This is a genomic window from Bradyrhizobium sp. Ash2021, assembly GCF_031202265.1.
Lineage (GTDB): Bacteria > Pseudomonadota > Alphaproteobacteria > Rhizobiales > Xanthobacteraceae > Bradyrhizobium.
In genome coordinates, this window is record NZ_CP100604.1 from 393700 (window position 1) to 412558 (window position 18859).

At 62.0% G+C, this 18859-nt stretch carries 23 protein-coding genes and 1 pseudogene; 10 read left to right on the forward strand and 14 right to left on the reverse strand.

Translation table 11 applies throughout. From position 1 onward, the window contains the following. Positions 1-362: 362 nt before the first annotated feature. The 3 genes from NL528_RS01950 to NL528_RS01960 all read left to right on the forward strand — a co-directional run bounded on the left by NL528_RS01950 (position 363) and on the right by NL528_RS01960 (position 2496). A complete protein-coding gene (locus NL528_RS01950; protein WP_309181065.1) occupies positions 363-917 on the forward strand; it encodes a fasciclin domain-containing protein in 555 nt (184 codons plus the stop codon). A gap of 147 nt (positions 918-1064) precedes the next feature. Next, positions 1065-1697, forward strand: coding sequence for a cytochrome b/b6 domain-containing protein (locus tag NL528_RS01955; protein ID WP_309181066.1), 633 nt, complete (start codon positions 1065-1067; stop codon positions 1695-1697). Between the two features lie 13 nt (positions 1698-1710). Beyond that, positions 1711-2496, forward strand: coding sequence for a molybdopterin-dependent oxidoreductase (locus NL528_RS01960; RefSeq protein ID WP_309181067.1), 786 nt, complete (start codon positions 1711-1713; stop codon positions 2494-2496). Between the two features lie 295 nt (positions 2497-2791). Here NL528_RS01960 and NL528_RS01965 read toward each other — a convergent pair whose 3' ends face one another. Further along, positions 2792-3991, reverse strand: coding sequence for a YbfB/YjiJ family MFS transporter (locus NL528_RS01965; protein ID WP_309181068.1), 1200 nt, complete (start codon positions 3989-3991; stop codon positions 2792-2794). A gap of 271 nt (positions 3992-4262) precedes the next feature. Between NL528_RS01965 and leuB the strand changes: the two genes are divergently transcribed. Then, entirely contained in the window at positions 4263-5375 is a 1113-nt protein-coding gene (gene leuB / locus NL528_RS01970) for a 3-isopropylmalate dehydrogenase (protein ID WP_309181069.1), read from the forward strand. Positions 5376-5515: 140 nt separating this feature from the next. Here the strand turns inward: leuB and NL528_RS01975 are convergent, their stop codons facing one another. Together NL528_RS01975 and NL528_RS01980 are read right to left on the reverse strand one after the other, a co-directional pair. Continuing rightward, positions 5516-5902: a hypothetical protein gene (locus NL528_RS01975; RefSeq protein ID WP_074271961.1), complete on the reverse strand. Its 387-nt coding sequence runs from the start codon at positions 5900-5902 to the stop codon at positions 5516-5518. Positions 5903-6091: 189 nt separating this feature from the next. Further along, positions 6092-6898, reverse strand: coding sequence for a hypothetical protein (locus NL528_RS01980; RefSeq protein ID WP_309181070.1), 807 nt, complete (start codon positions 6896-6898; stop codon positions 6092-6094). 117 nt (positions 6899-7015) lie between these two features. On the opposite strand from NL528_RS01980, the gene NL528_RS01985 reads away from it, so the two are divergent. Then, the gene (locus NL528_RS01985; RefSeq protein ID WP_309181071.1) at positions 7016-8050 is read left to right on the forward strand and encodes an aspartate-semialdehyde dehydrogenase; all 1035 of its coding nucleotides are present in this window, start codon (positions 7016-7018) and stop codon (positions 8048-8050) included. Positions 8051-8074: 24 nt separating this feature from the next. Here the strand turns inward: NL528_RS01985 and NL528_RS01990 are convergent, their stop codons facing one another. Continuing rightward, the gene (locus tag NL528_RS01990) at positions 8075-9250 is read right to left on the reverse strand and encodes a zinc ribbon domain-containing protein (protein WP_309181072.1); all 1176 of its coding nucleotides are present in this window, start codon (positions 9248-9250) and stop codon (positions 8075-8077) included. A gap of 130 nt (positions 9251-9380) precedes the next feature. Between NL528_RS01990 and NL528_RS01995 the strand changes: the two are divergent. Continuing rightward, a pseudogene (locus tag NL528_RS01995) lies at positions 9381-9925 on the forward strand (TIGR00645 family protein). An 8-nt stretch (positions 9926-9933) separates the two neighbouring features. Here NL528_RS01995 and NL528_RS02000 read toward each other — a convergent pair. Further along, entirely contained in the window at positions 9934-10590 is a 657-nt protein-coding gene (locus tag NL528_RS02000; protein WP_309185319.1) for a carbonic anhydrase, read from the reverse strand. 153 nt (positions 10591-10743) lie between these two features. On the opposite strand from NL528_RS02000, the gene NL528_RS02005 reads away from it, so the two are divergent. Further along, the gene (locus NL528_RS02005; RefSeq protein WP_309181073.1) at positions 10744-11622 is read left to right on the forward strand and encodes a CoA ester lyase; all 879 of its coding nucleotides are present in this window, start codon (positions 10744-10746) and stop codon (positions 11620-11622) included. 168 nt (positions 11623-11790) lie between these two features. Here NL528_RS02005 and NL528_RS02010 read toward each other — a convergent pair whose 3' ends face one another. The 3 genes from NL528_RS02010 to NL528_RS02020 form a co-directional block, all read right to left on the reverse strand. Then, a complete protein-coding gene (locus tag NL528_RS02010) occupies positions 11791-12582 on the reverse strand; it encodes a hypothetical protein (protein WP_309181074.1) in 792 nt (263 codons plus the stop codon). 29 nt (positions 12583-12611) lie between these two features. Continuing rightward, the gene (gene leuD, locus NL528_RS02015) at positions 12612-13217 is read right to left on the reverse strand and encodes a 3-isopropylmalate dehydratase small subunit (RefSeq protein WP_309181075.1); all 606 of its coding nucleotides are present in this window, start codon (positions 13215-13217) and stop codon (positions 12612-12614) included. A gap of 84 nt (positions 13218-13301) precedes the next feature. Next, positions 13302-13700: a metallopeptidase family protein gene (locus NL528_RS02020; RefSeq protein WP_309181076.1), complete on the reverse strand. Its 399-nt coding sequence runs from the start codon at positions 13698-13700 to the stop codon at positions 13302-13304. A gap of 103 nt (positions 13701-13803) precedes the next feature. On the opposite strand from NL528_RS02020, the gene NL528_RS02025 reads away from it, so the two are divergent. Further along, the gene (locus NL528_RS02025) at positions 13804-14130 is read left to right on the forward strand and encodes a hypothetical protein (RefSeq protein ID WP_309181077.1); all 327 of its coding nucleotides are present in this window, start codon (positions 13804-13806) and stop codon (positions 14128-14130) included. Here the strand turns inward: NL528_RS02025 and NL528_RS02030 are convergent. Beyond that, complete coding sequence (locus NL528_RS02030) at positions 14127-14354, reverse strand: hypothetical protein (RefSeq protein WP_309181078.1); 228 nt, start codon at positions 14352-14354, stop codon at positions 14127-14129. The two genes, NL528_RS02025 and NL528_RS02030, sit on opposite strands and share 4 nt — an antisense overlap. A 248-nt stretch (positions 14355-14602) precedes the next feature. Between NL528_RS02030 and NL528_RS02035 the strand changes: the two genes are divergently transcribed. Together NL528_RS02035 and NL528_RS02040 are read left to right on the forward strand one after the other, a co-directional pair. Further along, the gene (locus tag NL528_RS02035; protein WP_309181079.1) at positions 14603-14812 is read left to right on the forward strand and encodes a hypothetical protein; all 210 of its coding nucleotides are present in this window, start codon (positions 14603-14605) and stop codon (positions 14810-14812) included. Between the two features lie 143 nt (positions 14813-14955). Then, positions 14956-15240 (forward strand): hypothetical protein, encoded by a 285-nt coding sequence (locus NL528_RS02040; protein WP_309181080.1) that lies wholly within the window; start codon positions 14956-14958, stop codon positions 15238-15240. A gap of 193 nt (positions 15241-15433) precedes the next feature. On the opposite strand, the gene NL528_RS02045 is transcribed toward NL528_RS02040, so the two are convergent. The 5 genes from NL528_RS02045 to trmD form a co-directional block, all read right to left on the reverse strand. Continuing rightward, positions 15434-15637 (reverse strand): hypothetical protein, encoded by a 204-nt coding sequence (locus NL528_RS02045; protein ID WP_074271948.1) that lies wholly within the window; start codon positions 15635-15637, stop codon positions 15434-15436. A gap of 227 nt (positions 15638-15864) precedes the next feature. Beyond that, the gene (leuC, locus tag NL528_RS02050) at positions 15865-17271 is read right to left on the reverse strand and encodes a 3-isopropylmalate dehydratase large subunit (RefSeq protein ID WP_309181081.1); all 1407 of its coding nucleotides are present in this window, start codon (positions 17269-17271) and stop codon (positions 15865-15867) included. Positions 17272-17348: 77 nt separating this feature from the next. Beyond that, positions 17349-17483 carry a hypothetical protein gene (locus tag NL528_RS02055; RefSeq protein WP_309181082.1) on the reverse strand — a complete coding sequence of 45 codons (135 nt, stop codon included), beginning with the start codon at positions 17481-17483 and terminating at the stop codon, positions 17349-17351. A gap of 134 nt (positions 17484-17617) precedes the next feature. After that, on the reverse strand, positions 17618-17998 hold the full coding sequence (gene rplS, locus NL528_RS02060; RefSeq protein ID WP_074277826.1) for a 50S ribosomal protein L19: 381 nt from the start codon (positions 17996-17998) through the stop codon (positions 17618-17620). A gap of 112 nt (positions 17999-18110) precedes the next feature. Then, positions 18111-18857 (reverse strand): tRNA (guanosine(37)-N1)-methyltransferase TrmD, encoded by a 747-nt coding sequence (trmD, locus tag NL528_RS02065; RefSeq protein ID WP_309181083.1) that lies wholly within the window; start codon positions 18855-18857, stop codon positions 18111-18113. Between the last annotated feature and the right edge of the window lie 2 nt (positions 18858-18859).

Here is an 18859-nt window from a genome sequence, read left to right on the forward strand (position 1 = left end):
CCCTCTTTTTCGAGGGACAGCGTTTGTGCAAAACTTGGGCGCTTCGCGCCGCGGGATCGGGAAGGCGTGTCATGAGAGCGTCATTGCGAGCGAAGCGAAGCAATCCATTCTTTCTTGGCGCGGTGAGATGGATTGCTTCGCTTCGCTCGCAATGACGGCTCCTTCGCAGGGACGACGCAAGAAATTAGCCCCCACGGCCGGCCCCAAAAATAGTTTCAGAGATCACGATAAATTATTCGCCGAAACCGCCCCGAAACCCTCCCGTAGCTCGGCCAACGACGACGCAAGGTCAATCGACCAGCCTCGTTGTTTCAATGCCGGCGGATGACCCGCCGGTTACCTCAATCATCGGGAGACGACCCATGTCGAAGCGTATTGCATTTTTGTCCGCCGCCGCCTTCAGCGTGCTGGCGCTCACGGCCACCATCACCGCGCCGGTCAGCGCGCAGGAAAAGACCGTGATGGTCGGCGGCGCCGCGATGTTCCCCTCCAGGAACATCATTCAGAACGCCGTCAACTCGAAGGACCACACCACGCTGGTTGCCGCGGTGAAGGCCGCCGGCCTGGTCGAAACACTGGAAGGCAAGGGCCCGTTCACGGTGTTCGCGCCGACCAACACCGCCTTCGGCAAGCTGCCGGCCGGCACCGTCGACAGCCTGGTCAAGCCGGAGAACAAGGCGACCCTGACCAAGATCCTGACCTACCATGTCGTGCCCGGCAAGCTCGCGGCTTCCGACCTCACCGACGGCAAGAAGCTCAAGACCGCCGAGGGCGAGGAACTGACGGTGAAGCACCAGGACGGCAAGGTCTGGATCATCGACGCCAAGGGCGGTTCCTCGATGGTGACGATCTCGAACGTCAATCAGTCGAACGGCGTGATCCATGTGGTCGACACCGTGCTGATGCCGGCGTCCTGATCCCGGCAGGAAGCGAGCCGGGGCAGCCCGGCTCGCTTTTTTGTGACCACGATAGGCCCCATGTATCAAACTGATAGCCTGCAAGGCAGTAACGGAAACCCGGATCCCGGCGTATAAACCGGTATCGACGATAGCGACGGAAAAGCCATGTCCAGCCTCACAGTCAGCGACGAGCAAGTCGGCGCCGCCAAGGCCGCCAAAATCATTCAGCCGGCCTGGGTGCGGGCCCTGCATTGGACCAATGCGGTGGCGATGGTGGTGATGATCATGTCGGGCTGGCAGATCTACAACGCCTCGCCGCTGTTCGATTTCCGGTTCTCACATATGATCACCCTGGGCGGCTGGCTCGGCGGCGCGCTGCTGTGGCACTTTGCCGCGATGTGGCTGCTGATGGTCAATGGCCTGATCTATCTTGCGCTGGGTTTTGCCACCGGCCGCTTCCGCAAGAAGCTGCTGCCGATCACGCCGGCGGGCGTGATCTCCGACACCAAGGCCGCGCTGACGTTCAAGCTCGCGCATGATGACCTCAGCAAATATAACCAGGTGCAGAAGCTGCTCTACACCGGCATCATCATCGTCGGTGTCGTCATCGTGCTGTCGGGCCTGTCGATCTGGAAACCCGTGCAGCTGCAATGGCTGACCGCATTGTTCGGCGGCTACGACATCGCGCGTTACGTCCACTTCGTCTGCATGTCCCTGATCGTCGCTTTCCTGATGGTTCATGTCGCGCTCGCGGTTCTGGTGCCGAAGAGCCTGCGCGCCATGATCATCGGTCGTTAAGAGGAGAAGTATTATGGGCCGCATGCGATCGCTGTTGATCCCCGGGGTCGACAAAAAACTTTTGGTCAGGGACGTCGTCAAGGCGATGCCGGACCTGACGCGCCGGCGCTTCATTGCCAGCGGCGCCAGCCTGGGCGCGCTGACCTTGCTCACCGGCTGCGACGTCTCCGACAGCTTTTCAGCCGAGGAGATGCTGAAGAAAGTCTCAAAATTCAATGACGGCGTGCAGGCCTGGATGTTCAATCCCGACGCGCTGGCGCCGACGTTTCCGGAAAGCGCGATCACAAAACCGTTCCCGTTCAACGCCTATTACGAGATCGACGACGCGCCCGAAATCGACGGCAAGCAATGGAAGCTGGAAGTGCGCGGCCTCGTCGACAACAAGAAGTCGTGGACGCTGGAGGAATTGTACAAGCTGCCGCAGGTCAAGCAGGTCACCCGCCACATCTGCGTCGAGGGCTGGAGCGCGATCGGAAGCTGGACTGGCACGCCGCTGCGCGATTTCCTTAAACTGGTCGGCGCCGACACCCGCGCCAACTATGTCTGGTTCCAGTGCGCCGACAAGGACGGCTACAACTCGCCGCTGGACATGCGCACCGCGCTGCATCCGCAGACCCAGATGACGTTCAAATTCGCCGACGAGATCCTGCCGCGCGCCTATGGTTTTCCGATGAAGATCCGGGTGCCGACCAAGCTCGGCTTCAAGAATCCGAAATACGTGATCTCGATGGAAGTCAATAACGACTACAAGGGCGGCTACTGGGAAGACCAGGGTTACAATTCGTTCAGCGGAAGCTGAACCGGGTTGGTTTACGGCGCGCCGCGGCTTCTTCCGGGCCGTCTGTCACACCGCATCCGAAGCGGCGGGTCTTTTTGCCATCGCCTCGTCGAATGCAATTCACAACTCGGCCGTGGACCGCACACATCCCGTGAATAGCTCGAACGCGTCGGCGGCCGCGCGGACTATGGGGAGCAGATTTCATTGTCTCGCCATCATGGGTGTCCGGGATGGGTTCGACGAACAGCATATCGGAATCGGTGCAACGATACTGTCCCGGCGATCGAACTCAATCGCCCACACCGCCGGTGCTCCCTCAGGCGAATTTGGAGGGTGGTTCCAGCTTCTTCTGAAACGCCGACAGGATCGCGCCGGCCGCCAGCATCGCCGCCGAGACGTTCAGCGCAAACGACAGGCTGCCCACCGCGTCCGTGATCGCGCCGACCGCGATCGGGCCCAGCGTCTGGCCGATCCCGAACGAAATCGTCATGGCCGCGATCGCGGTCGGCCAGGACGCCGGCGGATAGTTGAAGCGCACGAAGGCGGTGGTCGATCCGACCACCGCGAAGAACGCGACGCCGAACACCAGCGCCGAGATCGCGAGCAATAGCGGCGAGTGACCGAAGATCGGCAAGCTCGCGCCGATCGCGTTGACGCCGAGGATGATCGTGGTGGCCAGCCCGCCGCGGTCGAGCGCGAGCACGCGGCGCCACACCCAGGGTGTCACGAAGGCGCTCAGGCCGATCAGGCACCAGAACGCGCTCTGCGCCGCCGCACCGCCGCCGGCGTCGCGGACATAGGCGATCATGAAAGTCATGTAGGCGATGTAGCCGGCGCCGAACAGGAAATAGCCAATGAGATAGATCAGCGCCGGCCGGACGGAAAATTGGGTCGGCGCCGCACGGTCGATCGCGGCACCGCCACCGAGCGGCGCCAGCAACAACGGGATGATCATGACCGCGGATAACAGCGTCATCGCCCACCATACGATCCACCACGAGCCCGGCCCAAAACGCTGCAGCACAAACGGCGCGAGCAGTCCCGACGACAGGATGCCGAGCCCGGGCCCGGCGTAAAACAGGCTGAGCAGGAAATTCGCCCGTTCGGGGCGCGACTGCGCGATCGTTGCCGCCAGTGCGGCGCCGCCGACGAATCCGCCAGCGGCGCCGACACCCGCCAGCAATCGCGCAAAACTCAGCACGATGAAATTGCCCGAACTGGCGCACAGCACCAGCGAGGCGATGGCAGCCAGGGTTCCCCAGCGCACGGCCCCGGCCAGGCCAAAGCGGCGGATCATGCGCGAAGCCAGCAGCGCGCCGGCGAGATAACCGACCGCGTTGATCGTGTTCATGAAGCCGGCCGCCGAATACGACCATTGCAGCGAATCGCGCATATCGGGCAGCACCAGCGCATAGGCGAAGCGGCCGATGCCAAGACCGATGATCGGCGCCAGCGACAGAATGAGGATCAGCCGGGCGGGATGCGCATAAGGCGGTGGACGGTCGGGGGCTCTCACGGGGTACTCCGGCAGGAACCGCATTGTGACAGGCGAGGGCGGGCTTGCACAGGCGCGCGTGCAGCAATGGTGTCTTGCCAATTGCGCAACGCCGCTTTAGCACTCCGCGCGGATTTCCACCGTTTTCGTCATGCCCGGCCTTATGCCGGGCATCCACGTCTTTCTCGCTCGTTGCAAACAAGACGTGGATGGCCGGCATAGGCGAGCGTAGGCGACGCCGTCCCTTCGGACGGCTATGCCCGGCCATGACGAGTTATATGAGGAATAATCAATGGCGACCCATAAACTGCTGCTTCTCCCCGGCGACGGCATCGGCCCCGAAGTGATGGGCGAGGTGCAACGCCTGATCGACTGGCTCAACGCGCAGGGCATTGCGCATTTCGAGACCGAGCGGGGGCTGGTCGGCGGTTCAGCCTATGACGCGCACAAGGTCTCGATCAGCGAAGGCGACATGGCCAAGGCGAAGGCCGCCGACGCCATCATCTTCGGTGCGGTGGGCGGGCCGAAATGGGACAGCGTGCCCTACGATGTCAGGCCCGAAGCCGGTCTGTTGCGGCTGCGCAAGGATCTCGGCCTGTTCGCCAATCTGCGCCCGGCGGTGTGCTATCCGGCGCTGGCGGATGCCTCGAGCCTGAAGCGCGAGGCGGTCGAAGGCCTCGACATCATGATCGTGCGCGAATTGACCGGCGGCGTGTATTTCGGCGAGCCGAAGACCATCACCGACCTCGGCAACGGCCAGAAGCGCGCCATCGACACCCAGGTCTACGACACCTACGAGATCGAGCGCATCGCCCGCGTCGCCTTCGATTTGGCGCGCAAGCGCCGCAACAAGGTGACCTCGATGGAAAAGCGCAACGTCATGAAGTCAGGCGTGCTCTGGAACGAGGTGGTGACGCAGGTGCACGCGCGCGAATACAAGGATGTCACGCTGGAGCATCAGCTCGCCGATTCCGGCGGCATGAATCTGGTGAAGGCGCCAAAGCAGTTCGACGTCATCGTCACCGACAATCTGTTCGGCGATATGCTCTCCGATATCGCGGCGATGCTGACGGGTTCGCTCGGCATGCTGCCGTCGGCCTCGCTCGGCGAAGTCGATGCGAAGACCAAAAAGCGCCGCTCGCTGTTCGAGCCGGTGCATGGCTCGGCGCCGGATATCGCAGGCAGAGGCCTCGCCAATCCGATCGCGATGATCTCGTCGTTCGGCATGGCGCTGCGCTATTCCTTCGACATGGGCGCGCTGGCCGACAAGGTCGATGCCGCGATCGCCGCCGTGCTCGCCAGCGGTCTGCGCACCGCGGACATCAAGTCCGAGGGCACGACGGCTGCCAGCACCACCCAGATGGGCGAGGCGATCTTGAAAGAACTGCAGAAGCTGCACGCGTAAGCGCATACGGATCGCAGGGTGTGCAAAGGCGCCCTTGCGCCGTGCCCACCATCAATCGTCGGCGGGGGGCACGCGGAGCCTGTCATCGGGCGCGCATCTGCGCGACCCGGTGGCTTTGCTCACACTACATCTTCGCTAACTCAATACAGCGGGAACGTCGTCGGATAATAGCCGCCAAGGTCCGACGGCGGGTTGAGCGGCTGGCGGTCGATCGGGCGGTTGCGGTTCTCGCGCGCGAACGACGGGTAGCCGATCGCCGGCGGGAAGGCGTAGTCGGTGAACTTGCGGTCGCCCGGCAAAACTTCGGTGCCGGCGTCAAGCCACGAGCGCGTGGTGATGTAGACTCGGGTGCGAGGCCCCTGCTGGTAGGACCGGTTGGGACCATTCGCGCCGTAATAAGGGCGACCGTCCTTGTCATACTGATGCTTGGTCTGCGCGCTGGCCGGGGTAACGCTAAATCCAACTACAACGACCGCTGCTGCAGCGAACACCGCGAGCTTGCTCGCAGCAGTGAATTTCCAAGTCATCGCATCCTCGTCATTTCGCCCTTTGGGGGCTCGCCGATCGCCAAAAGCCGATTGGCGCACATTGTAGCCGCGGCGAGCCTATCGGCACTAGGTCAATTGCGCCACACCGGATCACAATAATGTCGGGTGAAGCGAAAAAGTTGCATGAAAACCAGTATCTTGGCCGACGGAAACGCGTCAAAATAAAGGCTAGAAGGCGCCGCGCAACCGCGGGCTTTCAGCGCCGGTCACCCAATCCGCCGACAGGGCCGGCGCGGCCGAGAGCGAACAATCGCTGCGCCTGAGTTCGGCATGGGCAAATAATTCGGCCAGTTTCGGGTCATTTCCGGCGGTCAGCAGCACCAGCCGGTTCAGCATGCAGGAAATCGCGGCGCGGCGGGCCGCCAAATTATCGCCCTGGCACGACCAGCCGGAGATCCGGAAATTGGGATCATCGACGCGTTTGATGTATCCGAGGCAGGAGCGTGCGGTATCCACGCCGCCGACGAGGCGAAGCAGGGTCACGGTGCCGAACTTGCTGTCGATGATGCCGGCGGCCTCAAGCTGGCGCGTGCCTTCCGAATCCATTCGCGCGGCGATTTCGGCGATCGCGGGTCCCGCCTGATTCAATCCGCCGCCCGGACGGTAGATTTCGAGTTCGGCAATCGGCCTTTGGCCCTGAGCGGTCCAGCGGAACAGGTCCTTGCGGCCGCCCTCGGGATGCCGAAAAATCGCGTAAGCCTCTGTCTTATCTTGCGAATCGAATCCGCTGATGGCGAACGCCGTCGCCGCACGGCTGGCCAGGCTCCAGCTACCCCTTGCGGGGGGCTCCATCGCCACCGCATCCGGCAACTGTTCCCAGAAATAGATGCCGCCGATGGCAAGCAGCGCCAGCATCACCACATAGGCAATCAGCCGCGCCAGCGTGCCGCAGACTTCGTCGGTGAAGCTGGTGAGCGCCGGGTGAATTCTGGTCGTATAATGGAAATTGGCCGGATCGGCCTCAAACGAATGCATCAAACGCCCAAACGCTAAGGTCAAACGTTGTCTTAAGCGCGTTTCTCGCATAGAAGCGCTGCCTTCTCCCTTTCCGCGGCTGGCGGAGGCGAGCCATTTTTCTTCGGAGAGTGAACGATGGGTTACAAAGTCGCGCTGGTCGGAGCGACCGGCAATGTCGGGCGGGAAATGCTCAACATTCTCGACGAACGTAAATTCCCCGCCGACGAGGTGGTGGCGCTGGCGTCACGCCGCAGCGTGGGCGTGGAAGTTTCGTATGGCGACCGCACCCTGAAGGTCAAAGCGCTCGAGCATTACGATTTCTCCGACGTCGATATCTGCCTGATGTCGGCGGGCGGCGCGGTGTCGAAGGAATGGTCGCCGAAGATCGGCGCCGCCGGCGCGGTCGTGATCGACAATTCGTCGGCCTGGCGGATGGACCCGGATGTGCCGCTGATCGTGCCCGAAGTGAACGCGGATGCGGTCGGTGGCTTCACCAGGAAGAACATCATCGCCAATCCGAATTGCTCGACCGCGCAGCTCGTTGTCGCGCTGAAGCCGCTGCACGACAAGGCCACCATCAAGCGCGTCGTGGTCGCGACCTATCAGTCGGTCTCGGGCGCCGGCAAGGACGCGATGGACGAACTGTTTTCGCAGACCAAGGCCGTCTATACCAACAGCGAACTGATCAACAAGAAATTCCCCAAGCGTATCGCCTTCAACGTCATCCCCGAGATCGACGTGTTCATGGAGGACGGCTACACCAAGGAAGAGTGGAAGATGATGATGGAGACCAAGAAGATTCTTGATCCCAAAATCAGGCTGACCGCGACCTGCGTGCGGGTGCCGGTGTTCGTCGGCCACTCCGAAGCCGTCAATATCGAATTCGAAAATCCGATCACCGCCGATGAAGCGCGCGACATCCTGCGCAACGCGCCGGGTTGCCTCGTGATCGACAAGCACGAGCCCGGCGGCTACGTCACGCCCTACGAGGCGGCCGGCGAGGACGCGACCTATATCAGCCGCATCCGCGAGGACAATACCGTTGAAAACGGCCTGTCGCTGTGGTGCGTCTCGGACAACCTGCGCAAGGGCGCCGCGCTGAACGCGGTGCAGATCGCCGAATGCCTGATCAACCGCAAGCTGATCAGCGCCAAGAAAAGGGCGGCGTAAGCTGAAGGCTGGCCCCGTTCGGTGTCATAATGGAAGTCCGCGCTGAACAAAAACGGCGCGGATTTGTGATTTATGGGTGGGGTCGAGATCGAAAAGCTTTCGCACGAAACTTGCGCCGTTGTCGGCCTTGACTTCGTCGGGTTTGAGCTTGAACCACGCGTCGAACAGCAGTTTGTCGGCGGCGCTTTGCCCCAGAATCATCCGCAGCTCCCAAAAGGCGCCTCCCCAAACTTGAGTGCCGTCGTTCATCGCGGATGAGACCGTTGGCCGCAGTTCGGAAAATTGCCGCTTCTTTACCAAGTCCCACGAGGATGAAGTTGGGCTGGGGTTTGGATTTCCAAGGTAGCTGCAAGGGAAATACCAGGCCAAGCCGGATTCGATGGCATAATAGGTTGCCAAGACGGAATTCGGATCGTTGGGCATTCCCGACGAATATAGCACGTGGTGCATATACTCACGATTAACGACGGCCGAATCGCCGACATATTTGGCGTCGATCACCATCATTCGTTTTTCGGGATCGTAGTATGCGATAGCTCCGACCTCTATCTGATCTCGAATGTCAAAACTGAGCGAACCGGTCGTGCCCCGATAGCCGAGGCCTTTCACGTAGTCTTGAAACTTCGCGAAGGAAGCTTCCAGGCGGCCTCGCGCTTCGGCGGATATCTTCGACGTCGGCGTAAATCCCAGCTTTTCGCCGATAACGTCCACTTTCTTCGAAAGAGTTTTTACCTGCTCGCCTAACGCTGCCGTATCGGCGAACTGGTCGCGTAGTTTTTGATACTCGCCAGCAAGAGAATCGCCTTCCGATTTTAGCTTTGCCGCGCCCTCCTGCGCCTTCGCCAGCTGGGCGGTGGCATCCGTTTTGGCCTTGTCCACCTGCTTAGAAAAATCGGTGTACGTCTTTATACCGAGGACACCTAAAATCAGGAGTAGAAGTCCAATTGGAATCCCGACAAAGAAGGCGAACAGCTTCGCCCAATCCGATAATCTGCTGACAATGGCTTGAGTGGTTTCAATTTCGACGACCTTTTGATCTTTGTAATGCTGCTCGATAATCTCGTGCACCTGGTCGCGAAGGGTCGAGTTCATTAGCTCCTTGATCGCGCCGATCGCGGGGTCGAGAGGTCCGCCACAATCGCCGCAAAATTTCTGGCCGTCAGCATTCTGTGCCTTGCACCGAGCGCATTCAATCATCATACCTACCCCAAACAATGTCGCGCGCAATCCTTTGGTGGTTGTTCGTCACGTCCTCAATCTAAGCAAGAATGACGCGCTTCATCATTCTTGTCACTACATAAGACCGAGAAACCCGGGAGCCAAAACCGCAATGACCGATCAGCCGGCTCCCTATCGGCCCAATCCAAAGCTGAAGCGCATCGAGAACGGCTTCGAAAGCCTGATCTTCAACAGCCGCTGGCTGATGGCGCCGTTTTATCTCGGCCTCGTCGTCAGCCTCGCAGTGTTGCTGCTGCAATTCTGCATGGTGCTGTGGGAGTTCATCGTCCACGCGCCGGGCTCCGGGGAATCCGACATCATCCTTGGCGTGCTGTCGCTGATCGACATCTCCCTAACCGGCAATCTGATCCTGATCGTGGTGTTTTCCGGTTACGAGAATTTCGTCTCGAAAATCGATCCCGGCGGCCATCCGGACTGGCCGGATTGGATGACCAAGGTCAATTTCGGCGGCTTGAAGCAGAAGCTGCTGGCCTCGATCGTCGCGATTTCCGCGATTCAGGTGCTGAAGGCCTTCATGAACATCGATGCCCCTCGAAGCTGGCCTGGCTGGTCGGCGTGCATCTGGTGTTTGTGGTCTCGGCGTTCATGCTGGCGATGTCCGACCGCTGGAGCGGCGGCGATCACGGCGGCGAGTAGCGAGTTCGCTATTCGCTCGCCTGCAGCTCTTCCCGCGCGCTGCGGAATTCCTTCGCCGCCGGATCGAGCACGAACAGCGAGCCTTCGGCCACGCCGAAATAGGCGCCGTGCAAATTCATCTCGCCGCGCTCGACGAGGGCGCGGACGAACGGAAACGTCATCAAATTCTCCAGGCTTCGGAAGATCGCGGCCTTCTCGATCCGGACCGTGAACTCCTGCATCGTTTCGCGCTCGCGCTGCTCGACGACCTCGCCGGGCTTGATGAACATCGACATCCAGCGGCCGATGAAGTCGCCCGGCGACAACGGCTCGATATTGTCGATGAAGGCACGGATGCCGCCGCACTGGGCGTGGCCGAGCACCACGATATGTTTGATACGCAGCACCGAGACCGCGTATTCCAGCGCGGCCGAAACGCCGTGCGCGCCGCCGTCGGGCTGATAGACCGGAACCAGATTGGCGACGTTGCGCACCACGAACAGCTCACCGGGGCCCGCATCGAAGATCACTTCCGGCGACACCCGGGAATCGCAGCAGCCGATCACCATCACTTCCGGCGATTGGCCGCGTTCCGACAGTTCGCGGTAGCGCGTCTGCTCGGTCGGCAGCCGCTGTGTCGTGAAGGCCCGGTAGCCGTCGATAAGGTGTTGCGGGAATGATGCCATCGCCATGCCTAACCATAAGCCGATGACAGGAACAAGGCTTTCGGACCGGAAGCCGAAATGTTAGGGGCATAGTCCGGAAACGGGCGGCGATTTCCCGACAAGATCGTGCCCAAACAATAAGCTTTGTTCAAAAAAACCCCGAGGAACCAGCCCATGATCCGTCCGCGCCGCAGCCTGTTGTTCATGCCGGGATCCAACGCGCGGGCGCTGGAAAAAGCGCGCAACCTGCCGGCTGACGGCATCATCCTCGACCTCGAGGATTCGGTGGCGCCGGACGGCAAGGCGCTGGCCCGCGACCAGATCGCCAAGGCGGTCGCCGCAAGAGGTTTTGGCAAACGCGAGGTGCTGATCCGGGTCAACAGCCTGGACACACCATGGTGGGTCGATGACGTGACCATGGCAGGCCAGGCCCGGCCCGACGGCATCCTGGTTCCCAAGATTTCCAGCGTGGCGGACCTCAACGCCGTCGCCGACCGGCTCAGCGACATCAACGCGGACCCGTCGATCCGGGTCTGGGCGATGATCGAGACCGCACGCGCGGTGTTGGACGCGGATCAATTGGCCGCCGCGGCCAAGGATCCGAAGACAAGGCTGGCGGGCTTCGTGTTCGGGCCGAACGACATTTCGCGGGAGACGCGGATACGCATGCAGCCCGGCCGCGCCGCGATGATCCCGATGATCACCCATTGCATCCTGGCGACGCGGGCGCATGGCCTCGAAATCCTCGACGGACCCTACAGCGATATTAGCAACATCGACGGCTTTGCCACAGAATGCGCGCAGGGCCGCGACCTCGGCTTCGACGGCAAGACGCTGATTCATCCGAGCCACATCCAGGCCTGCAACGCGATCTTCACGCCGCCCGCCGAAGAAGTCGCAGAGGCGCGCAAGATCATCGCGGCGTTCGAGCAGCCCGAGAACGCCACCCGCGGCGCGATCCAGCTTGACGGGCGGATGGTGGAACGCCTGCACGCCGATATGGCCAAGCGTACGATCGCGATCGCAGATGCGATTACGGCGATGGGACATTAGGCTCGCATCGCTCTTCCCTTCTCCCCTTGTGGGAGAAGGTGGCGTGGACGCAGTCCGCGCCGGATGAGGGGTCTCTATCCGCGGAGACAGACCCCTCACCCGTCGCCTCACTTCGTGAGGCGCCACCCTCTCCCACAAGGGGAGAGGGGAAGAAGCGTCGCGAACGTCTCAGCGTGTGCCAAATCGTTCCGCCGCCCATGCATACAGGCTGCCCGCAATAGGCTTCTGCCCGCCGCGGCCTTTTGGCGAGACGTGCAGGCCGATGATTGCGGGGTCGGCAATCAACTTCGAAAAATCCGTTGGTTCGAAAAATAATCTCGGTTCGGCATGCACCGCGTAAAACGATTGCTTCGGCAATGCGTGCTGCAACTCGCCGGCGCGGCGGGCGAGCGCGGTAAGCGCGGCCGGACCAAAGATCGCGACGCGAATGTCGGAGAGGCGGTTCGATCCACCGCCCAAGCGCCGCAGCGCGAAGGTGAGGCGGTGGCGCAGCGCCAGCCAGTCCAGAGTCAGTTCGTCCCGCGCCAGCAGGTTTTCGAACGCCGTCACGATTGGATCGCGGGGCGGCAGATACAAAACCGAATTGCCGAGCTGGCGCGGCCGCTCCCAGGCGAAATAGGGTTTTGTCACATCAAGCTCGACCGGTTTCAGCAGCAGCACGTCGGCATCGAGCCACAGGCCGGTGTTCTCGGCCATCAGCCGCATCCGGAAAAAATCGCTGAATTGCAATGTGGTCCAGTCGCGCCACGAACCGTCCGGCTGCGGTGGGCGCAGCCGTTCGGAAAATGCGTGCGGCAGGATCGCCTCGGCCTCGGCATTGCCGACGCCGTCGGGCAGGCCCGGGATGGTATCGAAGCTGTAAACGGTGACCTTGTGGCCGGCGGCGACCTGCGATCGCAGGCAGGTTTGCCGGAGCCTGTCGAGCGGCCCATGCCAGAAGGTGACGACGTCAGGACGCATGCGTCACCTTCCAGGAAGGGGTATTGGAATTAAGCCCAGGCGCGCGCGGTCTTGGCCTTTTCCTCGTAGGCGTCGATCGAGGACTTCTTCTCCATGGTCAGCCCGATGTCGTCGAGGCCGTTGAGCAGGCAATGCTTGCGGAACGGATCGATCTCGAATTTCACCGTGCCGCCGTCGGGGCCGCGGATTTCCTGTTTGGCGAGGTCGATGGACAGCGTCGCGTTGGCGCCGCGCTCGGCGTCGTCGAACAATTTGTCGAGGTCGTCCTGGGTGACGCGGATCGGTAAAATGCCGTTCTTGAAGCAGTTGTTGTAGAAGATGTCGCCGAACGAGGTCGAGATCACGCAGCGGATGCCGAAATCCAACAGCGCCCAGGGTGCATGCTCGCGGCTCGAGCCGCAGCCGAAATTGTCGCCGGCGACCAGCACCTTGGAATTCCGGTAGGCCGGCTTGTTGAGGATGAAGTCCGGATTCTCGCTGCCGTCATCCTTGTAGCGCTGCTCCGAGAACAGGCCCTTGCCGAGGCCGGTGCGCTTGATGGTTTTCAGATACTGCTTCGGGATGATCATGTCGGTGTCGACATTGATGATCTTCAACGGCGCCGCAACGCCTTCCAGTGTGGTGAACTTGTCCATCGATGCACTTCCCGGCCAAATGAGGGGATAGGGGCCGCTATTTATCGCGAATGGGGCCCGGGCAAAAGGCTAATTTGCGCAATCCTAGCCTGCCCTTGCCTCGATCGCCTCCATATCGGCGTCCGACAGGCCGAAATGGTGGCCGATTTCATGGATCAGCACGTGGCGGACGATATGGCCCAGCGTCTCGTCGTGTTCGGCCCAGTAATCCAGGATCGGCCGGCGATACAGCCAGACCATGTTGGGCAGCCGGGCGATGTCGTCATTGCTGCGGAACGGCAGGCCGATGCCCTGGAACAGGCCGAGCAGGTCGAATTCGCTCTCGGCCTCCATCTCATCGAGGACCTCATCGGTCGGAAAATCATCGACGCGAATGATCACGCCTTCGCACAGGTCGCGAAAACCCTTCGGCAGGCGCTCAAATACCTCGTGCGCCATCGCCTCCATCTCGGCTAGCGAGGGCGCTTTTGCTGATGTCCACATGGGGCCTGTTTAGCCTGAGTTCGACAAGGACTCACGCACGCAGTTGACCTTGGCGCTGCAATCGGAGACGTTGCGGCCCGATAACGGGTTTATGGTGGGCGTCATGAAGCGAATTGGGAAGGTTGCGCTATCGGCGGCTCTGGCGGGTTTCTTGCTGCCGGCGGCGGCCGCGCAGGCCCAGATGGCGCCGGCGGGGGTCCGGACCGCGCAGGCGTCGACGCCGGCGGTCACGGAGGCCTCCTCACAGCGCCGGCGTCCATTGCGGCGCGTGCCGATCTACCGCTCGAACCAATGGGAACCGGATGTCTATCCGCGCTACAACCCCGGCCCGAACGCCGTGCGCGACTGCACCGCGACCTATGTTCAGGAATACCGCCCGAGCGGCACCGTGATCACGCCGCGCATGAACTGCTACTGGCGTCCCGGCTAGTAGCGACCGCGCGCGGCGCCGATAAGCCCCGCGCCCACCACAATCGCCGACGCGCCATAGACGATGATCGCCATCGCCAGCTGGGTAAGAGGGCTGGCCGTTCCCATACCGCCGCCGGGGCCTTGTGACGCGAACGCTGTGTCGGTTGATAGCAAAACGGACATGGCCGGTATCATGGCGGAGCCAGCCCGCGATATCCAATCGCGGATGCCTAAAGACGTCATGACAATCTCCTGTGCCAACGAACTGCAGAAGATACGACGACAGTCTACGCCGGTTTTAGCACACAGCGAAAATGTTGGCCGGAAATCGGAACGGGTTCGCCTGATCCGCATTCATCTTCACGGCGCTGTCGTTCACCCCACATTCACGTCGCTTACCTCAGTCTGTGATCCGCATGGCGTCGATGCAGCTTACACGATGAGAGCTGTTCGGCGCCGACGTGACATCCGTGGACCCAAGGAGACTACATATGCACGTGACGAAAGTTCTGGGGCTTGCCGCCGTTGGCGCATTGCTCGTCCTGGCCGCTCCGACCGAGCGCGCCCAAGCGCTGTCGCTCAGCAATCCCGGCGCCGCCGCGGCGGTCCAGCAGGATGCCAAATCGGCAACCACCGAGGTGCGATGGGGGCGGTACCATCATCATCACTGGCACCATCATCGGCATTGGCGCCGCTGGTGATCGCTTCCTTGCGCGCATAAGATCAACAGGCCCGTTCAGCGCGGGCCTGTTTTCGTCTCGCGCATCGCCGACAAGAGGCACGAGTGCTGCGCGTTATTCGGCGACTTGAAATTAGAACCTGTATCAGCACGAGGAACTCGTTCATGAGGAGTTTGATCGGAGCGGCGGTTGTCGCAGGCGTCCTGGCGTTTGCCGGCCAGGCAGCAATCAATCCGGCGGCGGCGGCGCCGCAGATGAAGGCGCAAACCGCCGGCGCATCCGGAGCGACCGATATCAGCGCGCGCCGTCATTACCGGCGCTATCATCACTACGGCTATTACCGGCCTTATCCTTCCTATTACGCGCGGCCTTACTATTATCGCCCGTATCCGTATTACGCCCCGGCGCCGTTCGTTTTCGGCTTCGGATTTGGGCCGTCCTGGTGGTGATGGATCAGGTTGCAAATCCCTTCGCGAGCAGCACGACGCCCTGCGCGCCAGCTTTGCGATCTTTTGAAATCTCGAGATATCGCCGCCACTGGCATCATTACCGCTATTGGTGAGGCTAAGACGTGGATGGCCGGGACGAGGCCCGGCCATGACGACTATTTGCTTTGCGGGCGCTCGAATCCGAGACGCGGGTTCAATCCCAATTCTTGAATTTCCAGCGTTTCAGTTTCCACGGCGTCAGCGTCTCCATCCGCCACTGTTCCCAGCGATCCGGGGGCCAGTGGCTGAGGCGCGAGGCTTCCTTGACCGGCGCGAGGTCGACGATGCGCGGCAACTTGCGCCGGCTCTGGCGCGTTGCCTCGCTGATCATATCGACGAATTCCGGCTTGTCGGCCATGGCGCGCTCCCTCGCGAAAGAGTTCTTTCCGCAAGCGGCCAGTCTGCCCCCACCACCTTAACGAGGCGTTTCCAGAACGCCTCGCTGTTGAGGCAAGCAGGGTTAAAGTCTCCGGGTTTGACGCGTTTTCTACCGCAGATAAGTCTACGCAATCTGCGTAAACTTGACTGCTACGCGAATCGGTACCCGTCCCGCATCAAGTGCGGGACAGGCTCCGCTCGAAAACGCTACTTCCATTCCCGGATGTCGACGAAATGCCCGGCAATCGCCGCGGCCGCCGCCATCGCCGGCGACACCAGATGGGTGCGGCCCTTGAATCCCTGACGGCCCTCGAAATTGCGGTTCGAGGTTGAGGCGCAGCGCTCTTCCGGCGCCAGCTTGTCGGGGTTCATGGCGAGACACATCGAGCAGCCCGGCTCGCGCCATTCGAAGCCGGCCTTGATGAATATCTTGTCGAGGCCTTCGGCTTCCGCCTGCTCCTTCACGATGCCGGAGCCCGGCACGATCATCGCATTGACGTGGCCGTTGACGGTCTTGCCCTCGGCGACTTTCGCCGCCGCGCGCAGATCCTCGATGCGGCCGTTGGTGCAGGAGCCGATGAAGACGCGGTCGAGCTTGATGTCGGTGATCTTGGTACCCGCCTTCAGGCCCATGTACTGTAGCGCGCGATGTTTCGACAGCCGCTTGGCTTCGTCGGCGATCTTGTCGGGATCCGGCACGAAACCGGTGATCGACACCACGTCCTCGGGCGAGGTGCCCCAGGTCACGATCGGCGGCAGCTTTGCCGCGTCGAGCCTGATCTCGTGATCGAAATGCGCGCCTTCGTCGGAACGCAGCGTTTCCCAGTAACGCATCGCGGCGTCCCAGGCCTCGCCCTTCGGCGACATCGGCCGGCCTTTCAGGAACTCGAACGCCTTTTCGTCGGGCGCGATCAGGCCGGCGCGGGCGCCGCCTTCGATCGACATGTTGCAGACCGTCATGCGGCCTTCCATCGACAGCGCGCGGATCGCGTCGCCGGCATATTCCAGCACGTAGCCGGTGCCGCCCGCGGTGCCGATCTCGCCGATGATGGCCAGGATGATGTCCTTGCCGGTGACGCCATCGGGCAATTTGCCGTCGACCACCGCACGCATGTTCTTGGCTTTTTTCTGGATCAGCGTTTGCGTCGCCAGCACGTGCTCGACTTCCGAGGTGCCGATGCCGTGCGCCAGCGCGCCGAACGCGCCATGCGTCGAGGTGTGGCTGTCGCCGCAGACGATGGTGGTGCCCGGCAGCGTAAAGCCCTGCTCGGGGCCGATGACGTGCACGATGCCCTGGCGCTTGTCGTGCTCGTTGTAATATTCGATGCCGAATTCCTTGGCGTTCTCCGCCATCACCCGCATCTGCTCGATGCTTTCGGGATCGGGATTCGGCTTGGAACGGTCGGTGGTCGGGATGTTGTGATCGACCACGGCCAGCGTCTTCTCCGGCGCGTGCACCTTGCGCCCCGTCGCGCGCAGGCCTTCGAACGCCTGCGGCGAGGTTACCTCGTGCACCAGATGGCGATCGATATAGAGCAGGCAGGTGCCGTCATCTGCTTCGTGCACCAGATGGTCGTTCCAGATCTTGTCGTACAGCGTGGTCGGTTTGGACATGAGCGTAAGCTCCAATGAGAATTCTGTGTGAGCGGTATGCGCGGCTACGCGCGAGCAAGGGAGATTTCAGCGCGGCTTCAAAGCGCGCCGGTAAGCTCTGACGTCGCCGAGGTCGCAAAGCGTCCAAAGAAGCGGCCAGGCAGCCGCGAGCGATCGTCGATCACGATGGGTGCGACGCGCCGGCTGGCAGGGCTGGTCTGATCTGGAACCATCTAGAATTTCTAACACAGGGCCTGCACCTGCGACAATCAATCGATGGGCAGGGCATATGCCTAGATAGGCATGGCGCAACAAAAAAGCGCGGGGCCAAACCCCGCGCCTTTCGTCACATCCTTCAAGGACGAAATTACTCGCCGACGGCGGTGGCGCGGTCCTGCTTCTCGACGATGCGGGCCGACTTGCCGCGCAGCTGGCGCAGGTAATAGAGCTTGGCGCGACGCACCTTGCCGCGGCGCACCACCTTGATCGAGTCGATCATCGGCGACATCACCGGGAATACGCGTTCCACGCCTTCGCCGTAGGAGATCTTGCGAACGGTGAAGCTCTCGTTGAGCCCGCCGCCGGAACGACCGATGCAGACGCCTTCATAGGCCTGCACGCGGGTGCGCTCGCCTTCGACCACCTTGACGTTGACGATCACGGTGTCGCCGGGGCCGAACTCCGGAATCACCTTGGTCGCGGCCAATTTGTCGAATTGCTCTTTTTCGAGCTGTTGAATGAGGTTCATTGAAATCTCCATCGGCGGCGCGCCCAGCCTGTCCGGCGCGGGCTGCGCGAACGTCCATCGATCCTGCCATTGCGCGGATTTGGCGCTCGTATAAGGCAATCGCTGAGCTTTGTCACCCGTCTGTCGTGGTTTTTGGGCGTTTTTGGTTGGCCTTAATCGCCCACAAATCCGGCCTTCGCGCCTTGGTTAAGGCTTCGGCCTCGGCCAGGCGCCAGGCCGCCACCTTGGCATGGTCGCCGGAGGTGAGGATTTCCGGGATCGGGCGGCCCTCGAACTCCTGCGGACGGGTATATTGGGGGTATTCGAGTAGTCCTTCGGAAAAGCTCTCATCCGCCCCGGAGGCCTGCTTTCCCATCACCCCTGGCAGCAGCCGCACACAGGCGTCGATCAGTGCCATGGCGGCGATTTCGCCGCCCGAAAGCACATAATCGCCGATCGAGACCTCCTCGAGGCCGCGGGCGGTAATGACCCGCTCGTCGATACCCTCGAACCGGCCGCAGACGATCAGGGCACCAGGCCCTGCGGCAAGTTCCATCACCCGCGACTGGGTCAATGGCCGACCCCGCGGGCTCATCAGGAGCCGCGGGCGGAACTTTGGCTGGTCCCGCGCGGCATCGGCCGCATCGATTGCCGCCGCCAGCACGTCGGCGCGCAGCACCATGCCGGGCCCGCCGCCCGCCGGGGTATCATCGACGCTGCGGTGACGGTCGGTCGCCGAATCCCGGATATCGCGCGCCTCCAGCGTCCAAAGCCCGGACGCCAGCGCCTTGCCGGCCAGGCTGACGCCAAGCGGCCCCGGAAACATGTCCGGAAATAGCGTCAGCACGGTCGCGCGCCATATCGTCGCTTGGGAGGCCATGG

What these genes read in the sequence shown, in the direction of transcription:
- NL528_RS02010 (WP_309181074.1), bottom strand. Translation starts at nt 12,582, where the DNA reads ATGCGTCCTGACGTCGTCACCTTCTGGCATGGGCCGCTCGACAGGCTC.
- NL528_RS02005 (WP_309181073.1), top strand. Translation starts at nt 10,744, where the DNA reads ATGATCCGTCCGCGCCGCAGCCTGTTGTTCATGCCGGGATCCAACGCG.
- NL528_RS01975 (WP_074271961.1), bottom strand. Translation starts at nt 5,902, where the DNA reads ATGACTTGGAAATTCACTGCTGCGAGCAAGCTCGCGGTGTTCGCTGCA.
- NL528_RS01980 (WP_309181070.1), bottom strand. Translation starts at nt 6,898, where the DNA reads ATGCATTCGTTTGAGGCCGATCCGGCCAATTTCCATTATACGACCAGA.
- NL528_RS02055 (WP_309181082.1), bottom strand. Translation starts at nt 17,483, where the DNA reads ATGGTTCCAGATCAGACCAGCCCTGCCAGCCGGCGCGTCGCACCCATC.
- leuC (WP_309181081.1), bottom strand. Translation starts at nt 17,271, where the DNA reads ATGTCCAAACCGACCACGCTGTACGACAAGATCTGGAACGACCATCTG.
- NL528_RS02045 (WP_074271948.1), bottom strand. Translation starts at nt 15,637, where the DNA reads ATGGCCGACAAGCCGGAATTCGTCGATATGATCAGCGAGGCAACGCGC.
- NL528_RS01990 (WP_309181072.1), bottom strand. Translation starts at nt 9,250, where the DNA reads ATGATGATTGAATGCGCTCGGTGCAAGGCACAGAATGCTGACGGCCAG.
- NL528_RS01960 (WP_309181067.1), top strand. Translation starts at nt 1,711, where the DNA reads ATGGGCCGCATGCGATCGCTGTTGATCCCCGGGGTCGACAAAAAACTT.
- NL528_RS01955 (WP_309181066.1), top strand. Translation starts at nt 1,065, where the DNA reads ATGTCCAGCCTCACAGTCAGCGACGAGCAAGTCGGCGCCGCCAAGGCC.
- NL528_RS02000 (WP_309185319.1), bottom strand. Translation starts at nt 10,590, where the DNA reads ATGGCATCATTCCCGCAACACCTTATCGACGGCTACCGGGCCTTCACG.
- NL528_RS02020 (WP_309181076.1), bottom strand. Translation starts at nt 13,700, where the DNA reads ATGTGGACATCAGCAAAAGCGCCCTCGCTAGCCGAGATGGAGGCGATG.
- leuB (WP_309181069.1), top strand. Translation starts at nt 4,263, where the DNA reads ATGGCGACCCATAAACTGCTGCTTCTCCCCGGCGACGGCATCGGCCCC.
- NL528_RS02025 (WP_309181077.1), top strand. Translation starts at nt 13,804, where the DNA reads ATGAAGCGAATTGGGAAGGTTGCGCTATCGGCGGCTCTGGCGGGTTTC.
- NL528_RS01950 (WP_309181065.1), top strand. Translation starts at nt 363, where the DNA reads ATGTCGAAGCGTATTGCATTTTTGTCCGCCGCCGCCTTCAGCGTGCTG.
- rplS (WP_074277826.1), bottom strand. Translation starts at nt 17,998, where the DNA reads ATGAACCTCATTCAACAGCTCGAAAAAGAGCAATTCGACAAATTGGCC.
- leuD (WP_309181075.1), bottom strand. Translation starts at nt 13,217, where the DNA reads ATGGACAAGTTCACCACACTGGAAGGCGTTGCGGCGCCGTTGAAGATC.
- NL528_RS02040 (WP_309181080.1), top strand. Translation starts at nt 14,956, where the DNA reads ATGAGGAGTTTGATCGGAGCGGCGGTTGTCGCAGGCGTCCTGGCGTTT.
- NL528_RS02035 (WP_309181079.1), top strand. Translation starts at nt 14,603, where the DNA reads ATGCACGTGACGAAAGTTCTGGGGCTTGCCGCCGTTGGCGCATTGCTC.
- NL528_RS02030 (WP_309181078.1), bottom strand. Translation starts at nt 14,354, where the DNA reads ATGACGTCTTTAGGCATCCGCGATTGGATATCGCGGGCTGGCTCCGCC.
- trmD (WP_309181083.1), bottom strand. Translation starts at nt 18,857, where the DNA reads ATGGCCTCCCAAGCGACGATATGGCGCGCGACCGTGCTGACGCTATTT.
- NL528_RS01985 (WP_309181071.1), top strand. Translation starts at nt 7,016, where the DNA reads ATGGGTTACAAAGTCGCGCTGGTCGGAGCGACCGGCAATGTCGGGCGG.